The 19,412-nt window shown below is 66.2% G+C and carries 18 protein-coding genes; 8 read left to right on the top strand and 10 right to left on the bottom strand.

Going from position 1 to position 19,412, the window contains the following annotated elements:
• Positions 1–182 precede the first annotated feature (182 nt).
• From hemL to NJH59_RS04125, 3 genes are read right to left on the bottom strand one after another with little or no spacing between them, the layout of a single operon-like run.
• Positions 183–1,463: a glutamate-1-semialdehyde 2,1-aminomutase gene (hemL, locus tag NJH59_RS04135; protein WP_054916347.1), complete on the bottom strand. Its 1,281-nt coding sequence runs from the start codon at positions 1,461–1,463 to the stop codon at positions 183–185.
• An 11-nt stretch (positions 1,464–1,474) separates the two neighbouring features.
• Positions 1,475–2,101: a thiamine phosphate synthase gene (gene thiE / locus NJH59_RS04130; RefSeq protein ID WP_210014050.1), complete on the bottom strand. Its 627-nt coding sequence runs from the start codon at positions 2,099–2,101 to the stop codon at positions 1,475–1,477.
• Positions 2,102–2,124: 23 nt separating this feature from the next.
• Positions 2,125–2,922 (bottom strand): hydroxymethylpyrimidine/phosphomethylpyrimidine kinase, encoded by a 798-nt coding sequence (locus NJH59_RS04125; protein WP_054916370.1) that lies wholly within the window; start codon positions 2,920–2,922, stop codon positions 2,125–2,127.
• Positions 2,923–3,183: 261 nt separating this feature from the next.
• Here NJH59_RS04125 and NJH59_RS04120 point away from each other — a divergent pair, with 261 nt between their 5' ends.
• The 4 genes from NJH59_RS04120 (at position 3,184) to NJH59_RS04105 (ending at position 9,077) form a co-directional block, all read left to right on the top strand.
• Positions 3,184–5,172, top strand: coding sequence for a sensor histidine kinase (locus NJH59_RS04120; protein WP_054916371.1), 1,989 nt, complete (start codon positions 3,184–3,186; stop codon positions 5,170–5,172).
• A gap of 74 nt (positions 5,173–5,246) precedes the next feature.
• Entirely contained in the window at positions 5,247–6,899 is a 1,653-nt protein-coding gene (locus NJH59_RS04115) for an acyl-CoA dehydrogenase family protein (protein WP_253086439.1), read from the top strand.
• 69 nt (positions 6,900–6,968) lie between these two features.
• On the top strand, positions 6,969–8,441 hold the full coding sequence (amn, locus tag NJH59_RS04110) for an AMP nucleosidase (protein ID WP_043863881.1): 1,473 nt from the start codon (positions 6,969–6,971) through the stop codon (positions 8,439–8,441).
• Between the two features lie 6 nt (positions 8,442–8,447).
• Entirely contained in the window at positions 8,448–9,077 is a 630-nt protein-coding gene (locus NJH59_RS04105) for a pseudouridine synthase (protein ID WP_253086438.1), read from the top strand.
• Here the strand turns inward: NJH59_RS04105 and NJH59_RS04100 are convergent.
• Positions 9,074–9,277 (bottom strand): DUF2788 domain-containing protein, encoded by a 204-nt coding sequence (locus NJH59_RS04100; protein WP_043863879.1) that lies wholly within the window; start codon positions 9,275–9,277, stop codon positions 9,074–9,076. The genes NJH59_RS04105 and NJH59_RS04100 overlap by 4 nt on opposite strands.
• A 55-nt stretch (positions 9,278–9,332) precedes the next feature.
• Positions 9,333–9,809 (bottom strand): Lrp/AsnC family transcriptional regulator, encoded by a 477-nt coding sequence (locus tag NJH59_RS04095; RefSeq protein WP_043863878.1) that lies wholly within the window; start codon positions 9,807–9,809, stop codon positions 9,333–9,335.
• Between the two features lie 400 nt (positions 9,810–10,209).
• On the opposite strand from NJH59_RS04095, the gene NJH59_RS04090 reads away from it, so the two are divergent.
• Positions 10,210–11,007: a DUF6515 family protein gene (locus tag NJH59_RS04090; RefSeq protein ID WP_253086437.1), complete on the top strand. Its 798-nt coding sequence runs from the start codon at positions 10,210–10,212 to the stop codon at positions 11,005–11,007.
• A gap of 88 nt (positions 11,008–11,095) precedes the next feature.
• Here NJH59_RS04090 and NJH59_RS04085 read toward each other — a convergent pair whose 3' ends face one another.
• The 3 genes from NJH59_RS04085 to NJH59_RS04075 all read right to left on the bottom strand — a co-directional run bounded on the left by NJH59_RS04085 (position 11,096) and on the right by NJH59_RS04075 (position 13,390).
• Positions 11,096–11,968 (bottom strand): cation diffusion facilitator family transporter, encoded by an 873-nt coding sequence (locus NJH59_RS04085; protein WP_100634112.1) that lies wholly within the window; start codon positions 11,966–11,968, stop codon positions 11,096–11,098.
• A 21-nt stretch (positions 11,969–11,989) separates the two neighbouring features.
• On the bottom strand, positions 11,990–12,409 hold the full coding sequence (locus tag NJH59_RS04080) for a hypothetical protein (protein ID WP_043863875.1): 420 nt from the start codon (positions 12,407–12,409) through the stop codon (positions 11,990–11,992).
• A gap of 168 nt (positions 12,410–12,577) precedes the next feature.
• Positions 12,578–13,390 carry a hypothetical protein gene (locus tag NJH59_RS04075; protein ID WP_116052297.1) on the bottom strand — a complete coding sequence of 271 codons (813 nt, stop codon included), beginning with the start codon at positions 13,388–13,390 and terminating at the stop codon, positions 12,578–12,580.
• 175 nt (positions 13,391–13,565) lie between these two features.
• On the opposite strand from NJH59_RS04075, the gene hrpB reads away from it, so the two are divergent.
• Positions 13,566–16,091: an ATP-dependent helicase HrpB gene (gene hrpB / locus NJH59_RS04070; protein WP_253086436.1), complete on the top strand. Its 2,526-nt coding sequence runs from the start codon at positions 13,566–13,568 to the stop codon at positions 16,089–16,091.
• Positions 16,092–16,094: 3 nt separating this feature from the next.
• On the opposite strand, the gene NJH59_RS04065 is transcribed toward hrpB, so the two are convergent.
• Both NJH59_RS04065 and NJH59_RS04060 read right to left on the bottom strand, forming a co-directional pair.
• A complete protein-coding gene (locus NJH59_RS04065; RefSeq protein WP_253086435.1) occupies positions 16,095–17,174 on the bottom strand; it encodes an endonuclease/exonuclease/phosphatase family protein in 1,080 nt (359 codons plus the stop codon).
• Positions 17,175–17,237: 63 nt separating this feature from the next.
• Positions 17,238–17,912, bottom strand: coding sequence for a hypothetical protein (locus tag NJH59_RS04060; RefSeq protein ID WP_043863873.1), 675 nt, complete (start codon positions 17,910–17,912; stop codon positions 17,238–17,240).
• A 152-nt stretch (positions 17,913–18,064) separates the two neighbouring features.
• Here NJH59_RS04060 and NJH59_RS04055 point away from each other — a divergent pair, with 152 nt between their 5' ends.
• Both NJH59_RS04055 and NJH59_RS04050 read left to right on the top strand, forming a co-directional pair.
• Entirely contained in the window at positions 18,065–18,820 is a 756-nt protein-coding gene (locus tag NJH59_RS04055) for a DUF2076 domain-containing protein (RefSeq protein ID WP_253086434.1), read from the top strand.
• A gap of 96 nt (positions 18,821–18,916) precedes the next feature.
• Positions 18,917–19,396: an NYN domain-containing protein gene (locus NJH59_RS04050; protein ID WP_043863871.1), complete on the top strand. Its 480-nt coding sequence runs from the start codon at positions 18,917–18,919 to the stop codon at positions 19,394–19,396.
• Positions 19,397–19,412: the final 16 nt, after the last annotated feature.

The following is a 19,412-nucleotide window of genomic DNA, read 5'->3' as shown; positions in this document are numbered from 1 at the left end:
GTGGCACATTATGGGATAAGCAGCGCCCACCTTACAAAGTCTTTACTCGATTTTCTGCCGAGGGAGGAAGGCGGGGAGGCTTGCGGTGGCTGTTCTGGCGTCTTTGCCGGCCAGGCCGGCCCGTGCAGTTTGCATGAGATTGCATGCAACCTGCAGGGGCCGGCCTGGCCGGCGAAGCGGTTTCACAGCTTGGCGAAGGCCCGCTCGGCGGCATCCAGGGTGATCTTCAGCTCGGTCTCGCCGTGGGCGATGGAGGTGAAGCCGGCTTCGAATGCGCTCGGCGCCAGGTACACGCCGCCTTCGAGCATCAGGTGGAAGAAGCGCTTGAAGCGCTCGGCATCGCTGGCCATCACGTCGTCGAAGGTGACGATGTCGTCGGCGCCGCTGAAGTACAGGCCGAACATGCCACCGGCCTGGGTGGTGACGAACGGCACGCTGGCCGCATCGGCGCGCTGCTGCAGGCCATCGAGCAGGCGGCTGGTGAAGGCGCTCAGCTCGTCATGGAAGCCCGGACGGCTGATCAGCTTGAGGGTGGTCAGGCCCGCGGCCATGGCCAGCGGGTTGCCCGACAGGGTGCCGGCCTGGTACACCGGGCCCAGCGGCGCGATCTGTTCCATGATGTGGCGCTTGCCGCCGAAGCAGCCCACCGGCATGCCGCCACCGACGATCTTGCCGAAGGTCGACAGGTCCGGGGTCACCCCGTAGTGCGCCTGGGCGCCGCCCAGGGCCACGCGGAAACCGGTCATCACTTCGTCGAAGATCAGCACCACGCCGTGCTGGTCGCACAGGCTGCGCAGGCCTTCGAGGAAGCCCGGCGCCGGTGGCACGCAGTTCATGTTGCCGGCCACCGGCTCGACGATGATGCACGCCACGTCCTGGCCGACTTCACCGAGCATCTTCGCTACCGCGTCGATATCGTTGAACGGCAGGGTCAGGGTGTGCTTGGCGAACGCCGCCGGCACGCCGGCCGAGCTTGGTACGCCCTGGGTCAGCAGCCCGGAGCCGGCCTTGACCAGCAGGCTGTCGGAGTGGCCGTGGTAGCAGCCTTCGAACTTGATGATGCTGTCGCGACCGGTGAAGCCACGGGCCAGGCGGATCGCGCTCATGGTCGCTTCGGTGCCGGAGCTGACCATGCGCACCATTTCCATCGACGGCACGATCGAGCAGACCAGGTCGGCCATCTCGGTTTCCATCGCGGTCGGGGCACCATAGGACAGGCCGTGGGCCAGTTGCTTGCGCACCGACTCCAGCACGTCCGGGTGGCTGTGGCCGAGAATCATCGGGCCCCACGAGCCGACGTAGTCGACATAACGCTTGTCGTCTTCGTCAGTGACATAGGCGCCTTCGGCGTGCTTGAAGAACAGCGGCGTGCCGCCCACGCTCTTGAACGCACGCACGGGCGAGTTCACGCCACCGGGGATGTGCTTCTGGGCATTGGCAAACAGGGTTTCGGAACGAGACATGTCGGGCTCTCTCAGGCAGATGCGAACAGGGCGTTGAAGGCGCGGGCGCGGCGAGTGACCTCGGCCGTGCTGTCGGCGCCGAACAGGCCGTGAATCACCGCCAGCAGGTCGGCGCCATGGGCGACCAGCGGTGCGGCGTTGTCCAGGGTGATGCCGCCGATCACGGCAATCGGCAATTTGATGCGGCCACGGGCGTCCTCCAGCAGCTGCACGTTGCAGGCCGGGGCGCCGGGTTTGGTGACCGAGTTGAAGAAGCGGCCGAAGGCGACATAGTCGGCGCCTTCGCGGGCCGCCTGCTCGGCCAGGTCCAGCTGGGCGTGACAGGTGGAGCCGATGATCGCGCTGCGCCCCAGCAGGGTGCGCGCCGGGGTCAGCGGGCCGTCGGTCTGGCCCAGGTGCACGCCGACGTCCAGGCGCGCGGCCAGCTCGGCATCGTCATTGATGATCAGGCGGGTGTTGTAGCGCTCGCACAGGGCCTTGAGCGCTTCGGCCTCGCCCAGGCGACGTGCGTGGTCCTGGCTCTTGTCGCGGTATTGCAGCAGGGTCACGCCACCTTCGAGGGCCGCTTCGACGTAGGCAAGAAAGCGGCCAGCCAACAGTTGGCTGTCGGTGATGGCATACAAACCACGTAACTTCATCGTGCAGGCCTCGGGGCGGTCGGTCAGGAACAGAAATCCAGGGGCAGGCGGCGTGGCACGTACTGGCCCTGGCCGAGTTTTTCGGCGTCACGCAGGGTGCGCCAGGTGTAGTCCAGCGCCGAGCGTACCGCGCTGTGCAACTGTTCGCCCAGGGCCAGGCGTCCGGCCAGGGCGCTGGCCAGGGTGCAGCCCGAGCCATGGTAGTCGCCCGGCAGGCGCTGGCAGGTCCAGGTGTGGTGCTCGCCGTCGCGGCTGTACAGGCGGTTGTGAATTTCGTGTTCGTCGCCGTGGCCGCCGGTGATCAGCAGGTGCTTGACGAATGGCAGCAGTTTTTCGGCGCATTCATCGGCACTGCCTTCGGGCAGCTCGGCCAGGATGCGGGCCTCGGGCAGGTTGGGCGTGGCAATCGTGGCCAGCGGCAGCAGCCGTTCGCGCATGGCGTAGCCGACCTCGTCCTTGCCCAGGCGACCACCGCCACCGGCGCGCAGCACCGGGTCGCACACCAGCGGCAGGTGCGGGTGGGCGCTGAGCAGTTCGACGATGGTGTCGACCATGGCCAGCGAGCCAAGCATGCCAAGCTTCACCGCCGCGACGGTCGAGTCGGTCAGCACGGCATTGGCCTGGGCCAGCACCCACTCGCGGTCGAGCACGCGGAAGTCACTGACATTGACGGTATTCTGCACGGTCAGGGCGGTGACGGCCGGGGCGGCGTGACAACCTTGAGCGATCAGGGCTTCGATATCTGCCTGCAAGCCGGCGCCGCCACTGGGGTCGTGGCCGGAGAGACAGAGGACAACGGGGCGGGAGCTGTAGGTATTCATGGTGTGCGAGCTTACCACCAAACGCTTTTGGCGGGTCTTCCAGGCAGGTGGTGTTTTTGATCGACAGGTCAGATTGCATCTCTGATATAGGCTGAAAGCCGCGAGATAGAGCCTCTGAATTGAATTGAAACAACACCGCTGGAAGCGCCGGGAACCTATGCTAGAGTGCTCGCCAATCGATAACAGGTACTGTCGGATTTCGTCGCCTCAAACGGACAGGAGGCCAACGCGACGCGACTGCACATGCCACGCCGGGGCTGTATGCGTAATTTGCTGACTTTCTTGCTGTGCTGTTTGCCACTGTTGGCCAGCGCTGCCGATTTCGACGACACCACCCGGCAGTTGCCGCTGGGCCGCCTGATGCAGGTGTATGAAGACCCCGATGGCAGCGCCAGCATCGCCCAGGTGAGCTCGCCGGACTTCGCCAGCCGGTTCGAGCCGCACCAGGCCGACGTGCTCAACGCCGGCTATTCGACCTCGGTCTTCTGGATCAGGCTCGACCTGCGCTACACCGCCACGGCCCAGGCCGCGCCACGTCACTGGTTGCTGGAACTGGCCTACCCGCCACTCGATTACCTGGAGCTCTACCTGCCCGATGCCGCCGGGCACTACTACCTGGCGCAGCGCACCGGGGATGCCTTGCCCTACGCCAGCCGCCAGATCCGCCAGAACAACTACCTGTTCAATCTGCCGTTCGCCCCCGGCCAGGCGACCACTTTGTACCTGCGCCTGCACAGCGAGGGTTCGGTACAGGCGCCGCTGACGTTGTGGTCGAGCGATGCGTACCTGGAGGCGCAGCCCACGCGGCTGTATGTGCTGGGGCTGATCTACGGCGTGCTGCTGGGGATGCTGGTGTACAACCTGTTCATCTTCATCAGTGTGCGCGACAGGAGCTACCTCTACTACATCCTCTACATCGCCTCGTTCGGCCTGTACCAGGTCTCGGTCAATGGCGCCGGGGTGGCGTACTTCTGGCCGGACCACCCGTGGTGGGCCAACGCCGCCACCCCGTTGTTCATCGGCGCCGCGGGCCTGTTCGGTTGCCAGTTCGCGCGCAGTTTCCTGCAGATGGCCAGCCACAGCCGCGCCTTCGACCGCTTCCTGCAGGGGCTGATGGCCTGTTCGGTGCTGGTGATGGTGATGTCGCTGGCGCAGGACTACGGGATCGCCCTGCGCCTGGCTACCGCGCTGGCGCTGCTGTTCACGGTGAGCATCTTCGCCGCCGGGCTGTTCGCCTGGTGGCGCGGCATGCGCGTGGCACGCTACTTCATCATCGCCTGGTCGGCCTTTTTGCTCGGCGGGCTGGTCAACACCCTGATGGTGCTGGGCTACCTGCCCAATGTGTTCCTGACCATGTATGCCAGCCAGATCGGTTCGGCGCTGGAGGTGGGGCTGCTGTCGCTGGCCCTGGCCGACCGCATCAACAGCATGCGCGAAGAACAGGCGCGCACGCTGCGTGAGGCCGGGCTGACCCTGGAGCAGGCCAACCTGCAGCTGGCGCGCAGCAATCGCCTCAAGGACGAGTTCCTGGCCACCGTTACCCATGAGCTGCGCACCCCCATGAACGGTGTGATCGGCTCGCTGGAACTGATGCAGATGGCCACCAGCGAGCAGGAGCGTACCCCCTACCAGCACACCGCCAACGCTGCCGCGCAGAACATGATGCGCATGGTCGACGACATCCTGATTCTCACCGAGCTCAAGGCCGGTCGCCTGCAGGTGCAGACCGAGCTGTTCAGCGTGCATGGATTGCTTCACGAACTGCGCGTGCGCTTTCTGCCCAAGGCCCAGGAAAAGGGCCTGTTCTTCAACCTGGACCCGGGCATGGATCTGCCGGACGTGATCCACGGCGACCGGCGCAAGCTGGCCATGTGTCTGAGCTACCTGCTCGACAACGGGCTCAAGTTCACCCATCGCGGCGGCGTGCTGCTCAAGGTGCGGGCCACGCCCATGGGCGTCGATCAGGCGAGCCTGACCTTCAGTGTGCGCGACAGCGGTATCGGCTTTCACTGCCTGGACGAGGCAGCGCCCTACCAGCGTTTCTTCCAGGTCGATGGGTCGATGACGCGCGAGTACGGCGGCCTGGGCATTGGCCTGTCGATCTGTCGCAAGTTGGCGCTGTTGATCGACGCACAGCTGAGCCATCAGTCGAGCCCGGGCGAGGGCAGTTGCTTCGAACTGACCCTGACGGCCCGGGTGCCCAGCGGGTTTTCCGGGGCGCCCAGATCGGGGCAAATCGCGGCTGATTAGGCGTTTTTGTCACTTTGAGCCGGGGGCGGGGCGTGATTCACTGGGGTCACGTCCGGATCTGCCAGGAGCCCCCGATGAACCTGCACCAGTACGCTGAAACCCACGAAGTCACCAACCAGCCGCCCAGCCTCGACGGCGCCAATCTGTATCGCCTCGACCTGCCGCTGCAGCAATGGTCGCGCCATTACGGCGCAGGCTGGGCCGAGGCACGTATCGATGCCTACGGCGCGCTGGCCGGTGGGCCGCTGATGGCCGCAGGCTTTCTGGCCAACCAGAACAAGCCGCAGTTCAGCAGCCATGACCGTTATGGGCATCGGATCGATCTGGTGGAGTTTCACCCGGCCTACCATGAGCTGATGCGGACTGCCATCGAGCATGGCCTGCCCTCGCTGCCTTGGGCCGAGCCGCGTGCCGGCGCGCATGTCGCCCGTGCCTCGATGACCTACCTGCACAGCCAGGCCGAAGCCGGTAGCGGCTGCCCGCTGACCATGACCTTTGCCGCAGTGCCGGCGCTCAGGCTGCAACCGGAGCTGGCCGAGTACTGGGTACCCAAGGTGCTGGCCACCGCCTACGACCCGCGCAATGTCGGCGACCGGCACAAGGTGGGGGTTACGCTGGGCATGGCCATGACCGAGAAGCAGGGCGGTACCGACGTGCGTGCCAATACCACCCGGGCCTACCCGGTGGGCGCGCCGGGGCCGGGCCAGGCCTACGAGCTGGTGGGCCACAAGTGGTTCTGTTCGGCACCGATGTGCGACGCGTTCCTGACCCTGGCGCAGACCGACAAGGGCCTGAGCTGCTTTTTGCTGCCGCGCCATCGCCCGGATGACACGCGCAACCAGTTCTATATCCAGCGCCTGAAGAACAAGCTGGGCAACTGTTCGAACGCGTCCAGCGAGGTGGAGTTTCGCGGCGCACTGGCCTGGATGATCGGCGAGGAAGGCCGTGGCGTGCCGACCATCATCGAGATGGTGGCCATGACCCGTTTCGACTGCATGGTCGGCTCCAGCGCGCTGATGCGCCAGGCCCTGACCCAGGCCGCGCACCACTGCGCCCACCGCACGGTCGGGGGCCGGGTGCTGGCCGAGCAGCCATTGATGCAGAACGTGCTCGCCGACCTGGCCCTGGAAAGCGAGGCGGCGCTGGCCCTGAGCCTGCGCATGGGGCATGCGCTGGACCAGCCCGACGACCCGCACCAGGCGCGCTTTGCGCGGCTGATGACGGCGGTGGGCAAGTACTGGATCTGCAAGCGCGCGCCGGCCATGATCAACGAGGCCGCCGAATGCATGGGCGGCGCCGGTTACGTGGAAGAGAGCATCCTGCCCCGGCTGTACCGCGAGGCCCCGGTCAACTCGACCTGGGAAGGCTCGGGCAACGTTCAGTGCCTGGACGTGTTGCGTGCCCTGTCCAAGGAGCCCGGTGTACTGGACACGCTGTTTGCGGAGCTGGGCGATGGCCATGGCGACCCGCGTCTGGCCGCACACATCGGCAACCTCAAGTCGGCCTTCGCCGATACCGGCGACATCCAGTACCGCGCCCGCCAGCTCACCGAGGACATCGCCCTGGCGGTGCAGGCCAAGCTGTTGCTGGAGGCCGGCAACGCGGCGGTCAGTGACGCCTTCATCGGCAGCCGGCTGTCCGGCAGCGGCCGGGTCTACGGCACGTTGCCGCGCGGGGCGGACGTGGCGGCGCTGGTGCAGCGGGCCACACCGAACTGGCCGCTCTAACGTGCGTGCCTTTGCCGGCGGATATAGGCAAGATGGGCCCATGCATGTCAGACAGACAGGAAGTACATTGTGAGCCGTACCGATGAAACCTTCGTTGTCGTGGAAACCGCCGAGCAAGCCGTCGACCAGTTGGCCGCCTTGCACGAATCCGCCACCGCCGCACTGAGCCAGGCGCTCAAGCGCTACCTCAAGGACCGCACCGAGCCCAATGCGGCCGAGCGCGCACAGTTTCGTTACCCCGAACTGCGCCTGACCTACCAGTATCAGGGTGACGTACCGGTGATCACCCGGGCCTACGCCAAGGTTCAGTTGCCGGGCACCTACAGCATCACCGTGACTCAGCCGGCCGCGTTTCGCGGCTACCTGCTGGAGCAGCTCGGGCCCTTGATGCGCGACTTTACCGTGACGGTCGAAGTGGGCCTGAGCGAGCAGAACATTCCCTACCCCTATGTGGTCGAGCAGGGCGATGAACTGGCCGGCACCGGCATCACCGCTGCGGCGCTGGCGCGGGTGTTCCCCAGCACCGACCTGTCGGCGGCCACCGACGGCATCGCCGACGGGCTGTACGACTGGGCCAACGTCGACCCGCTGCCGCTGGCGCTGTTCGACGCGGCGCGGGTCGATTTCTCGCTGCGCCGACTGGTGCATTACACCGGCAGCGACTGGCGGCATGTGCAGCCATGGATCCTGCTCACCAACTACCACCGCTATGTCGACCAGTTCATCACCCACGGCCTGGAGCAACTGCGCCAAGACCCGCGCTTCGTGCGCATGGTGCTGCCGGGCAACGTGGTGATCGAAAAGGCCATGGACAATGGCGAAGCCCAGGCGCTGGTGGCCGGGGTGGTGTGGCACCGCTACCAGATGCCGGCGTATCACCTGATTGCTGCCGACGGCCATGGCATCACCCTGGTCAATATCGGCGTGGGCCCGTCCAACGCCAAGAACATCACCGACCATCTGGCGGTGCTGCGCCCGCACTGCTGGCTGATGATCGGCCACTGCGGCGGCCTGCGCCAATCCCAGACCATCGGCGACTACGTGCTGGCCCACGCCTACATGCGCCGCGACGGCATCCTTGACCGTGTGCTGCCGCCCAATATTCCGATCCCGGCCCTGGCCGAGGTGCAGCTGGCGTTGCAGGAAGCGGCGGCGCAGGTGACCGGCGAACGTGGCGACGAGCTGAAAAAGCGCCTGCGCACCGGCACCGTGCTGACCTACGACGACCGCAACTGGGAGCTGCGCTGGGCCCAGGAGCGCCCGTTGATCAACCTGTCGCGGGCTGTGGCAGTGGACATGGAAAGCGGCACCATCGCCGCCCAGGGCTACCGCCTGCGCGTGCCCTACGGCACCTTGCTGTGCGTGTCCGACAAGCCGCTGCACAGCGAGATCAAGCTGCCGGGGGCGGCCAACGCCTTCTACAACCGGGCGGTCAGCCAGCACCTGAAGATAGGTATTGCGGCGCTCGACCTGCTGCGCACCGAACTGAACTCGCTGCACTCGCGTAAACTGCGCAGTTTCGACGAGCCGCCGTTCCGCTGAGGCCCCATGCCGTTACCCCCCCGTTCCAAGCCGCGGCCCGCCGCGGCCAAACCCGCCGGCCCGCGTCGCCAGGCCAAGGCGCCGCCGGCCGCGCCGCGCCTGCTCCTGTTCAACAAGCCCTTCGACGTGCTGACCCAGTTCAGCGACGGCGAGGGCCGCGCCACCCTCAAGGACTTCATCGATGTACCGGGCGTATACCCGGCCGGGCGTCTGGATCGCGACAGCGAAGGGTTGTTGCTGCTGACCAATGACGGCCAGTTGCAGGCGCGCATTGCCGACCCCAGGCACAAGTTGCCCAAGACGTACTGGGTACAGGTGGAGGGCGAGCCGACCGAGGAGCAGCTGCAGCGCTTGCGCGAGGGTGTGCAACTGAATGACGGCATGACCTTGGCGGCCCAGGCGCGTCATCTGGAAGAGCCGCAACTGTGGCCGCGCAACCCGCCGGTACGCTTTCGCAAGAGCGTGCCGACCGCCTGGCTGGAGTTGGTGATCAAGGAAGGGCGCAACCGCCAGGTGCGACGCATGACCGCAGCGGTAGGCTTGCCGACCCTGCGCCTGGTGCGCGTGCGGATCGGCGACTGGAGCCTGGATGGGCTGGACCAGGGCTGCTGGCGCGAGGTGCCGGCGTGGCGCTAGACGCCTTCGATGAAGCCGATGACCACGCTCTTGATGACGAAGGCGAGAATGCCCAGGCCCAGCACGAAAAACAGGATGAAGGTGCCGAACTTGCCAGCCTTGGATTTTTTCGCCAGGTCCCAGACGATGAAGCCCATGAAACCAATCAGGATGGTGACCAGGATGGTCATCATCCATTCTTCGAACAACGCAGGATCCATCGATCTTCTCCGCCAGGTTGAAGCGCGCGATTATACGCCCGGCCCGCAGCGCTGACTAACGCAGGTGCGTAAGGGGCAGCTCGGTGCTGGCCAGCACCTGGTTGAGCACGAAGCTCGAACGCACGCTGGTGACGCCTTCGATGCGGGTCAGGTGGCCGAGCAGCAGCTTCTGGTAGTGGTCCATGTCCGGCACCACCACCTTGAGCTGGTAGTCGGCATCCATGCCGGTGACCAGGCTGCACTCGAGCACCTGGGGCAGGCTGCGGATGGCGGCCTCGAAGGTTTCGAAGCGCTCGGGGGTGTGTCGGTCCATGCCGATCAGCACGTAGGCGGTGAGGCTCAGGCCCAGCTTCTTGCGGTCGAGCAGGGCGACCTGGCGCGAGATGTAGCCATCGTCCTCCAGTTGCTTTACCCGCCGCGAGCAGGGCGAGGGCGACAGGCCGATCCGTTCGGCCAGTTCCTGGTTGGAGATGCGCGCATCGCGCTGCAATTCGGCAAGAATGCTCAGGTCGTATCGGTCGAGCTTGCTCATGAATGAAGCCTTTTCTGTTTCGGTTGCTGCGGATTATCAATCCTTAGTTAAAAATTGCGCAAGTAATGTTTTGTTGAGCAATTTTCGCAATCCTCTGTCGCGGCGCTTGCCTATGATGGTCAACAGAATCACTGCCCGGACACATGTCCACAGCGGCGGCCCCAATCAGGGGCGCTGCGGCCAGCAACCCCACCGGGTTGTGCTCGGCCCCCGGGCTGCACACTGTTCACAAGACAGCGTGAGGTGAGCCGGCGTCACAAGCGCCGAGCACGGACGAAAATCTCGAAGGGTGGCCTCAGGGTCACCCTTTTTTAATGTCCGCAATTTCATCTGGCGCCTGCTGGCGCGTGGCAGGCGGCCTGATAGAGTAGGCCATGAATGCCAGCGGGAGAGAAACAGCATGAAGTCGCGCATCTGGCAGTTGGCAGGTGTTGGTCTGCTTTGCCTGAGCCTGGGCGCACAGGCCCAGGACGAGCGTCGCGGACCACAGCAGGACCCCAATGGCGGCGAGCGCCCGCCTGCGTCCTCGCCGCTCAACGCGCGCCCGGACGAGGTCCGCCAGACCCAGCCGCCACGCCAGGGGTACTATCAGGACGTGCCGCGGCGCAATGACGCCAATCAGCACTGGCAGGCCGGCGGGCCGGGGCAGCGCCCTGGCGAAGGGCACGGCAATGGCTGGGGCCCCGGGCCTCAGTATCGGCCGGGGCACACCATAGACCGCTTCCCGGAACCGTACCGGCGCGTGCCGTATCGTGGCAGTGACTATTACTATTCCGGTGGTTACTGGTATCGCCCGCAGGGGCCGCATTACGTGGTGGTGGCGCCGCCTTACGGGGTACGGGTGAACTACCTGCCCGACTATGCGCGGCAGGTGTGGGTGGGCAGTGCGCTGTTCTTTCTGGCTGCAGGCACCTATTACCAGTACCTGGACGACAGCCGCGACTATGTGGTGGTAAGCCCGCCGATGGCTGCGGCGCCGGCGCAACCGGGCAATGGTTATGACGTGATTGCCTACCCGGCCAACGGGCAGTCGCCACAGCAGGTCGATCAGGACCGCTACCAGTGTCACCGCTGGGCGGTGCAGCAGACCGGGTTCGACCCGGCATCGGCGACCTACGCGCCTGCGGCGCAGGTGACGGACACCTATCGACGGGCGCTGGGGGCGTGTTTGAGCGGGCGCGGTTACAGCGTCAACTGAAGCGCAACAGCTTCGCCGGCAAGGCCGGCTCCTACACGCACAGCGTGAATCCCGTAGGCGCCGGCCTTGCCGGCGAAGGGGCTGCTTGTCACTCCACCGGGTCGGCATGCACCAGCACTTCGGCCTTGGGGTACTCCCGGCGGATCGCCGCCGCTGCCGCATCGCACAGCACGTGGGCCTCGGTCAGCGTCAAGGTGCCCGGCAGCTCCAGGTCCACCTGAACGAACCAGTGGTTGCCCGACACCCGGGTGCGCAGGTCATGCGCGCCCTGCACGCCAGGCACCGCGCACACCAGTGTCATCATCTGCTCGCTCACCTCGCCGGGCAGCTCCTTGTCCATCAGGATGGCCGAGCTTTCACGGGCGATCTGCAAGGCACTCCATAGAATGTACAGCGCGATGCCCAGCCCAAAGTACGCATCCACCTGTGGCCAGCCGAACCGCGCCAGCACCAGCGCGACCAGGATGCTGGCATTGAGCAGCAGGTCGGAGCGGTAGTGCAGCGAGTCGGCGCGCACGGCGGTCGAGCCGGTGAGGCGCACCACCCTGGCCTGCACCATCAGCAAGGCGACGGTCAGCCCCAGCGACAGCAGCATCACGACAATGCCCACCGTGGCATCACCCAGCGGCGTGGGATTTTTCAGGCGTTCGACCGCCTGTACGCCGATCAGTACCGCACTCACCCCGATGAACAGCGCCTGGGCCATGCCGGCCAGTGCCTCGGCCTTGCCGTGCCCGTAGCGATGATCGTCATCGGCCGGGCGCAGGGCATAGCGCACCGCGAGCAGGTTGAGGAACGAGGCCACGCCGTCGAGCATCGAGTCGGTCAGGCCGGCCAGCAGGCTGACCGAGCCGCTGAGCCACCAGGCCACCGCCTTGCTCACGATCAGGATGCTGGCGACCCCGAGGGAGGCATTGGTCGCCAGGCGCAGCAGGCGGGCGTGTTCGGCGCTGGTGTTCATCGGTCGTCCTTGTGCGGGCGGTCAGGCGGCGGGCTTGAGGCCGTACATCGCCAGTTGTTCAACGCTGCCCTTGTGCTGGATCAGGCGCGGGTCGTTCAGCGGCAGGCGCTGGCCCAGCTCGCTCTCCAGGATGGCCTGCAGGCGCACCTTGTCGACCTTGCCATCGGCAGCGATGGCCTTGTTCAGCGTGTGCGGGTCGACCTGGGCGGTCTTGCCGCCGGGCAGGTAGATGGCGCCGGTGGCAAAGTCGACGCCGAAGGCGATCAGCCCGGGGATCACGTAGAACAGGATACCGATGGCATCCAGTGCCACGATCACCGGATCGACCTTGCCTTCGATCTGGCCGCGACGGTCGGGAAAGAACAGGGTGCCGCAAGCCGTCAGCTGGGTCAGCAGGGCAGCAACCACGGCACCGCCGATAAGGCGTGAAGGAATACGCATGTGAATCTCCGCAAAGTAGGCCGCACCGCTACCGGCGAAATGCCGGAGGGTGCAGCTAAGACCATGATAAGGCAGGCTCGGTTCGCCGTTATACTCGGCCGATTGTTCGAGGGCTATGGGCAGTTCTTTACTGATCAATACGGCTCGGCGAGAACCGACGTATTCATGTCAGGCCTGTGCAATCAGCCCATTTCCCCCTTCGCTGCTGATCAGCAGGTTGGCTTTGTCGCCGTAGGTGCTGAACAGCCGCTTGGTGTCTTTCACGAACTTCACGTCCTGCTCCGCTCGGCGGGTCATTTCGCCATGCACATCCGCATGCAGGGTGGTCATCGCCGTGGCGGTTTCCTTGATGGTTTTTTCCAAGGCCTGGAAAAGTGGGCCCACTACGGGAAGCTTGGAGACTTCGATCCATGCGTAGTTCTGAAGGAAGGCGCAGAGAAACTCCCATGCGCTGTTGAGGCAGAAGTAAGTCCCCATTTTGCTCCGCTGCAGCGTGGCGATGATGTTCGACAGCGCGTCGCTCATGGCTTTGCTGTCGATAGCGTCGCTGGCGCTGATGCTGTTCAACAGTTCGATAATGCGGTCAAACAGCTCGGGCAGCCGGTTGCTGGCCTTGTAGTGTTCGAAAATCGCTTCGAAATCGATACCTTCAGGGCGTGTCTGATCCAGCATCCACTGATGGCATTTGATCTGTGGCAACAGCGTCACCAGATCGCGCATGAAGTCCGGGGTGGGCCGCTTGCTCTGGGCGTAGCCGGTGATGCACTTGATCAGTTCGTCAAGCCAGGCTGGGGTTCGCCCAGGGGGGATCAGCGCGCGCAAGCTAGTGGCAGCCTCATGCACTTTGGAAGCCTGTTGCTTTTTTTCGTGGGATAACTCGCCACCCATGATCCCCAGCAGTTTGTCGGAGGCATCGTACAGGCCGCTGCCTTGTCGATTGAGCAGAGTGGTCAGGTGGTCAAGCGCTTCTTTGTCGAGCATGGGCGCAGTCTCAAAATGTCTCCGGGCAGGGGCATCGTGCCGTTCCGCCTCGCTTTAACGGGACGATTTTGCCGGTTATGCGATGGCTAGGCCAGCAGGCGTCGTTGGTAACCGGCGCGTTGGTGAGGGCATGCCCTGCATTCCTTTATACTGCCGGGCTTGTTCGGGGGAATTCATGAGTTCATTGCCAATCGATGCCGTGCTGCCGGCCTTGCGCACCGCCTTGCAGCAGCGCCACGAAGCCGTGCTCGAGGCACCGCCGGGCGCCGGCAAGACCACCCGCGTGCCACTGGCCCTGCTCGATGAGCCGTGGCTGGCCGGCCAGCGCATCCTGATGCTCGAACCGCGCCGGCTGGCTGCCCGCGCGGCAGCCGAGCGGCTGGCCAGCGAACTGGGCGAGGCGGTGGGCGAAACCGTCGGTTACCGCATTCGCCTGGACAGCAAGGTCGGCCCGCGCACCCGCATCGAAGTGGTCACCGAAGGCATCCTCACCCGGCGCCTGCAGGACGACCCGGCGCTGGACGGGGTGGGCCTGTTGATCTTCGACGAATTTCACGAGCGCAGCCTGGATGCCGATCTGGCCCTGGCCCTGAGCCTCAACGGCCGCGAGCTGCTGCGTGACGAGCCGCCGCTGAAGATCCTGCTGATGTCCGCCACGCTGGAAGGGCAGCGCCTGTCTGCGTTGCTCGACGACGCCCCGGTAATCAGCAGCGAAGGGCGCATGTACCCGGTGCAGATGCGCTGGGGGCGGCCGTTCCAGCCCGGCGAGTTCGTCGAGCCGCGGGTGGTCGACACGGTGTTGCAGGCGCTGGCCGACGAGCCGGGCAGCCTGCTGGTGTTCCTGCCTGGCCAGGCCGAGATCCGCCGTGTGCACCAGGCCTTGCAGGAGGCCCTGGGTGAGCGACGCGAGATCCTGCTGTGCCCGCTGCACGGTGAACTCGATCTCGCGGCCCAGCGCGCCGCCATCGAGGCGCCGGCCGCGGGCCTGCGCAAGGTAGTGCTGGCGACCAACATCGCCGAAACCAGCCTGACCATCGACGGCGTGCGGGTGGTGATCGACGCCGGGCTGGCGCGGGTGCCGCGTTTTGACCCCGGCAGCGGCATGACCCGCCTCGATACCCAGCGCATCTCGCGCGCCAGCGCCACCCAGCGGGCCGGGCGCGCCGGACGCCTGGAACCGGGCGTGTGCTATCGGCTGTGGTCCGAGGCCCAGCATGACCAACTGGCTGCCTACGGCAGCGCCGAGATCCTGCAGGCCGACCTTGCCGGGCTGGCCCTGCAATTGACCCGCTGGGGCGTGGCCCCGGCGCAGCTGTGCTGGCTCGACCTGCCACCGGCGGCGGCCTATGCCCAGGCCCAGGACCTGCTGGTGCGCCTGGGGGCGCTCAGGCCGGGGCAGTTGCTGGCGCTGACCGAGCATGGTCAGGCCATGGCCGAGTTGCCGGCACATCCGCGCATCGCACACCTGCTTTTGCGCGGCCAGGACCTTGGCCTGGCCCAGATGGCCTGCGATGTGGCGGCACTGCTGGGCGAGCGTGACATTTTGCGCGGGGCGGGCGCCGACCTGCACAGCCGGCTGGCCCTGCTCAGTGGCGAAACCCGTGCAGCCCGAGGTGGGCAAGGCGGGGTGCAGCGGGCGCGACAACTGTCCCGCCAGTACCGCAGCTACCTGCGCGGCAAGGCCGGCGCGGCCGTGGCCGACCCCGAACATTCCCGCTGGCTCGGTGCCCTGCTGGCGCTGGCCTACCCCGACCGGGTCGCCCAGCAGCGCCGTGCCGGCGGCGCCGAGTACCGGTTGGCCAACGGGCGTGCGGCGCTGTTCGGTGAGGCCGACGCGCTGATGAAGCAACCCTGGCTGGTGATCGCCGACCTCGGCAGCCGCCAGGGGCAGCGCGAAGAGCGCATCTACCTGGCGGCCGAATTCGACCCGGCGCTGTTCGACGACGTGCTCGCCGAGCAGGTGCGCCACGTGGATCAACTGGACTGGGACGAGCGTGAGAACGTGCTGCGTGCCGAGCGCCAGCGCAGGGTCGGCGAACTGGTGCTCAGCCGCGAGCCGCTGACCGGGCTGGGCGAGGATGCGCGTGCGCGGGCGCTGCTTGACCTGGTGCGACGCAAGGGCCTGGAGCTGCTGCCCTGGACCCCGGAACTGCGCCAGTGGCAGGCGCGGGTGGCGCTGTTGCGCGGGCTGGATGTTGCGGCGGCAGGCCAGAGCGAATGGCCGGACCTGAGCGACGCGGCCTTGCTGGCCAGCCTTGAGCACTGGCTGCAACCCTACCTGGGCAAGGTCACCCGGCTCAGTCATTTTGCCCAGCTCGACCTGTCGTCCATCCTGCGCAACCTGCTGCCCTGGCCGCTGCCGCAGCGCCTGGACGAATGGGCTCCGGTGCACATCGGCGTGCCCTCGGGTTCCAACATCCGCCTGGACTACAGCGAGACGCCGCCGATTCTGGCGGTGCGCTTGCAGGAACTGTTCGGCCTGGCCGAAACCCCGCGCATCGCCCAGGGCCGCCAGCAGGTGTTGCTGCACCTGCTGTCACCGGCACGGCGCCCGGTGCAGGTGACCCAGGACCTGGCCAATTTCTGGCGCAGCACCTACGCCGAAGTGAAGAAGGACCTCAAGGGCCGCTACCCCAAGCACTACTGGCCGGACGACCCGCTGGTGGCCGAAGCCACCGCGCGGGCCAAGCCGCGCAAGTAGCCGCTAGGGCGGCGTCGGCAACAGCAGGCGCGCGCTCAGCGGCAGGTGATCGGAAATCTGCAGGGTGTCCTGCTGCAGCACCCGGGCGCTCAGGCGCTGCAGCTTGGGGCTGTGGAACAGGTAGTCCAGGGTGCGGTCCGGGCCGTTCAGGCGCGGGTCGTTGGGGTAGTGGGTCAGCCAGGCGCTGCGCTCGGCGCCACCGGCTTCGGCGTTGCTGGGGATCATCGGATACTTGTCCCACAGCAAGTGCAGGTCGCTGTCGGCGCCATAGTGCTGGCGCTGCTCGGGGGTGAGCCGGCGGTACTGGCCCAGCGGCAGCAGGTTGAAGTCGCCACCGATCAGCCACGGCGTGCCCTGGCTTTCCAGCTTGTCGAGCAGCGTGCCGAGCTGGCGCACCTGCTGGCGCTGGATATCGCTGCCGGGAACGAAAGGCGTCAGGTGGGTGTTGAGCACCGCCAGCGAGCCGCCATCACGCAGCGGCAGGTAGCTGGCCAGCACCGCCTGTTGCGGCTGCAGCAGGCGGCTCAGGGCGTTGTCGGGGGCCGAGGGCAGGGCCAGGCGTTCGGCCTGCTGGATGGGGTAGCGGCTCAGGGTCGCCAGGCCGCGGCCGACGCTGCCGAACACATGCCGGTCGGGCACGAAGTCCGCCTTCCAGTCGTAGGCCTGCACCGCACAGGGGTAGAGGTCGGCCAGGCGCTCGCGCAGCAGGGCCAGCTGGTCCTGGTAGGCGCTGGCCTTGGCGTTGGTGTCCAGTTCCTGCAACAGCACGATGTCGGGGTTGTCGGCGCGGATCACCCGCGCCACCTCGTCGAGGTTGAACGCCAGGTCCTGTTCGGTAGGGCGGGTGTCACTGCCCCGACCTTCGTCATACCAGAACACGTAGCCCTTGCCGGCCAGGTACTGGATGTTCCAGCTCATGACCTTGAGCATCTGGCCCGGCACCAGCGGCGTGGCCGTGCCACGGCAGGCCACCGGCAGGGCCTCGCGCGGCTCGGGTTGCCAGCTCAGGTGACTGGCCAGCAGCCACAGCAGGGCAAGTATCAGCAGCAGGGTCAGCAGGGCATTGCGCAGTAGTCGGATCATCGGCTCGGCTTGGCGTCGCAGGTGAACCCGCAGCATACCCGAGCCGTTCGTCGCCTGCTTGGTTCAGCTCGGGTCGCGGGCCAGCGGCGGCTCGGTGACCAGCATGAACATGCGAAAGCTCACCAGAGTGCTGAACAGGGTGAGGAAGCCGTTGAAGCTGCCCACCAGCAGTTCCAGCCACAGCTCGGGCTCTTCGCCGATCAGGCTGCGGGTCAGCGCATCGATCAGCCACAACGGGATCATGGCCACGATCATGCACACCAGGATCTGCCAGAAGTGGCCCTTGCACAGCTCGAAGCTCTGACGCATGGCCGGCAGCGGTTGCAGGCCGCGCAGCACCAGTAGGTACTCGGCGAACACCAGGTTGACCATCACCCAGATGCCCGGAAGGATGAACAGCGCGCAGCCGGCCACGATCAGCAGCAGGCAGACGATCATCAGCAGCGCGAACGAGGGCCACAGGCGCAGCGACATGGCCAGCAGGTCGCGCTTGCGCGGCTCTTCACCCTGGCTGCGGGCGTCCAGGTAGAGGATCAGTGCGCCGCTGTAGAGCGGGTAGAACACCAGGCCCAGCAGCATGCCGTAGGCCAGGGTACGGGTCTGGCTGCCGAACTGTGCATAGATCGCCTGGGCCAGCAGCGTTTCGATGACGATCAGCGGCAGGCACAGCTTGGCGATGCTCAGCAGGTGGCGGCGGAAGAAATACAAGGAGTCTTGCAGAACGCTAAGCGGATTCATCAGTCGATATCGCAGTGACAGAGCAGGCCGCTACTTTAGCCCAGCGGTCGAACCTGAACAAAGTTTCATGCCGCGGGCCGATTGAATCGCCCATGCTGGAACCCCATCTAGTGCTCACCTGTAATCCCCCGGCTATCCAGTGAGGTCGCCCCATGAACCACGAAGAACAAACCTTGATCGACGGCCTGTTCGGCCGCCTCAAGCAAGCCGAGAGCGAAGGCGCACCGCGTGATGCCCAGGCCCAGGCGCGCATTGCCGAGCACCTGCAGCAACAGCCGTCGGCCCCTTACTACATGGCCCAGGCGATTCTGGTGCAGGAGGCCGCGCTCAAGCGCCTCGATGAACAGAACAGGCAATTGCAGGCCGATCTGAACCAGGCCCGCGCACAGGTGGCGGCCACTGCGCCGAGCAGCGGCGGCTTCCTGTCGAGCATCTTCGGCGGGGGGGCACGGCAACCCGAGCCGCAGCCGCAGCGCGCGGCCCAGCCGGCCCCGGCACCTGCCACCAGTGGTGGTGGCTGGCGTGAACCGGCCAGCGGCTTTGGCGGGCCCGGCGTGGCCCCTCAGCAGCAGGGTTTCAACGCCGCGCCCCAGGCCGCACCGGCCCGCGGCGGCGCCAGCAGCTTTCTGGGCGGTGCACTGCAGACCGCCGCCGGCGTGGCAGGCGGGGTGATGCTGGCGCAGGGTATCAGCAGCCTGTTCGGGCACCACGGGTCGCAGCCCCAGGAAGTCACCGAGATCATCAACGAAGCGCCGGCACCGGCCAGCGACAGCGGCTGGGGCGGTAACGACGAGCAGCGCCTGACCGCCGACAACGGTGGCTACGGCAATGATCAGGGCGGCTTCATGGACGCCGACTACGGTGACGATGGCGGCGGCTTCTTTTCGGACGACGATTCCTTCGTCTGAGCCGCGCACATACCCGTACTGCCGTCAGGCTGGCATACTGGGCGCCGAAACGGCCCCGGTATGCGGGGCCGGCCCCTGGCGTGACGAGGAAGTGCGGTGAAGAAGATTGCGGTGTTCGCCGATGTCCAGAACCTCTACTACACCGTGCGCCAGGCCTATGGTTGTCATTTCAACTACGCCGCCTTCTGGGCGCACGTCAGCCAGGACGGCGAGATCGTCGAGGCGGTGGCCTATGCCATCGACCGCGGCGACAGCAAGCAGCAGCAGTTTCAGCAGATCCTGCGCAACCTCGGTTTCACGGTCAAACTCAAACCCTATATCCAGCGCAGCGACGGCTCGGCCAAGGGCGACTGGGACGTGGGCATCACCCTGGACGTGATCGACGCCGCCTCGCGGGTCGACGAAGTGGTGCTGGCCTCCGGCGATGGCGATTTCGACCTGCTGCTGGAACGGGTGATCAACCGTCATGGCGCCGAAGCGGTGGCCTATGGCGTACCGGGGCTCACCGCCAACTCGCTGATTCGCGCCGCCACCCGCTATGTGCCCATCGAAGGCGCACTCCTGCTCAAGCACTGAGAGCTACCCGAGGTTT

This window comes from Pseudomonas sp. VE 267-6A (genome assembly GCF_024126555.1).
GTDB classification, from domain to species: Bacteria; Pseudomonadota; Gammaproteobacteria; order Pseudomonadales; family Pseudomonadaceae; genus Aquipseudomonas; species Aquipseudomonas palmensis.
Note: the sequence above shows the minus strand (reverse complement) of the source record. Positions and strands in the feature narration are given on the sequence as shown.

Excerpts from the sequence above, each read along its gene's own strand:
- hemL (WP_054916347.1), bottom strand. The coding sequence starts at position 1,463 with ATGTCTCGTTCCGAAACCCTGTTTGCCAATGCCCAGAAGCACATCCCC.
- thiE (WP_210014050.1), bottom strand. The coding sequence starts at position 2,101 with ATGAAGTTACGTGGTTTGTATGCCATCACCGACAGCCAACTGTTGGCT.
- NJH59_RS04125 (WP_054916370.1), bottom strand. The coding sequence starts at position 2,922 with ATGAATACCTACAGCTCCCGCCCCGTTGTCCTCTGTCTCTCCGGCCAC.
- NJH59_RS04120 (WP_054916371.1), top strand. The coding sequence starts at position 3,184 with ATGCGTAATTTGCTGACTTTCTTGCTGTGCTGTTTGCCACTGTTGGCC.
- NJH59_RS04115 (WP_253086439.1), top strand. The coding sequence starts at position 5,247 with ATGAACCTGCACCAGTACGCTGAAACCCACGAAGTCACCAACCAGCCG.
- NJH59_RS04105 (WP_253086438.1), top strand. The coding sequence starts at position 8,448 with ATGCCGTTACCCCCCCGTTCCAAGCCGCGGCCCGCCGCGGCCAAACCC.
- NJH59_RS04100 (WP_043863879.1), bottom strand. The coding sequence starts at position 9,277 with ATGGATCCTGCGTTGTTCGAAGAATGGATGATGACCATCCTGGTCACC.
- NJH59_RS04095 (WP_043863878.1), bottom strand. The coding sequence starts at position 9,809 with ATGAGCAAGCTCGACCGATACGACCTGAGCATTCTTGCCGAATTGCAG.
- NJH59_RS04090 (WP_253086437.1), top strand. The coding sequence starts at position 10,210 with ATGAAGTCGCGCATCTGGCAGTTGGCAGGTGTTGGTCTGCTTTGCCTG.
- NJH59_RS04085 (WP_100634112.1), bottom strand. The coding sequence starts at position 11,968 with ATGAACACCAGCGCCGAACACGCCCGCCTGCTGCGCCTGGCGACCAAT.
- NJH59_RS04080 (WP_043863875.1), bottom strand. The coding sequence starts at position 12,409 with ATGCGTATTCCTTCACGCCTTATCGGCGGTGCCGTGGTTGCTGCCCTG.
- NJH59_RS04075 (WP_116052297.1), bottom strand. The coding sequence starts at position 13,390 with ATGCTCGACAAAGAAGCGCTTGACCACCTGACCACTCTGCTCAATCGA.
- hrpB (WP_253086436.1), top strand. The coding sequence starts at position 13,566 with ATGAGTTCATTGCCAATCGATGCCGTGCTGCCGGCCTTGCGCACCGCC.
- NJH59_RS04065 (WP_253086435.1), bottom strand. The coding sequence starts at position 17,174 with ATGATCCGACTACTGCGCAATGCCCTGCTGACCCTGCTGCTGATACTT.
- NJH59_RS04060 (WP_043863873.1), bottom strand. The coding sequence starts at position 17,912 with ATGAATCCGCTTAGCGTTCTGCAAGACTCCTTGTATTTCTTCCGCCGC.
- NJH59_RS04055 (WP_253086434.1), top strand. The coding sequence starts at position 18,065 with ATGAACCACGAAGAACAAACCTTGATCGACGGCCTGTTCGGCCGCCTC.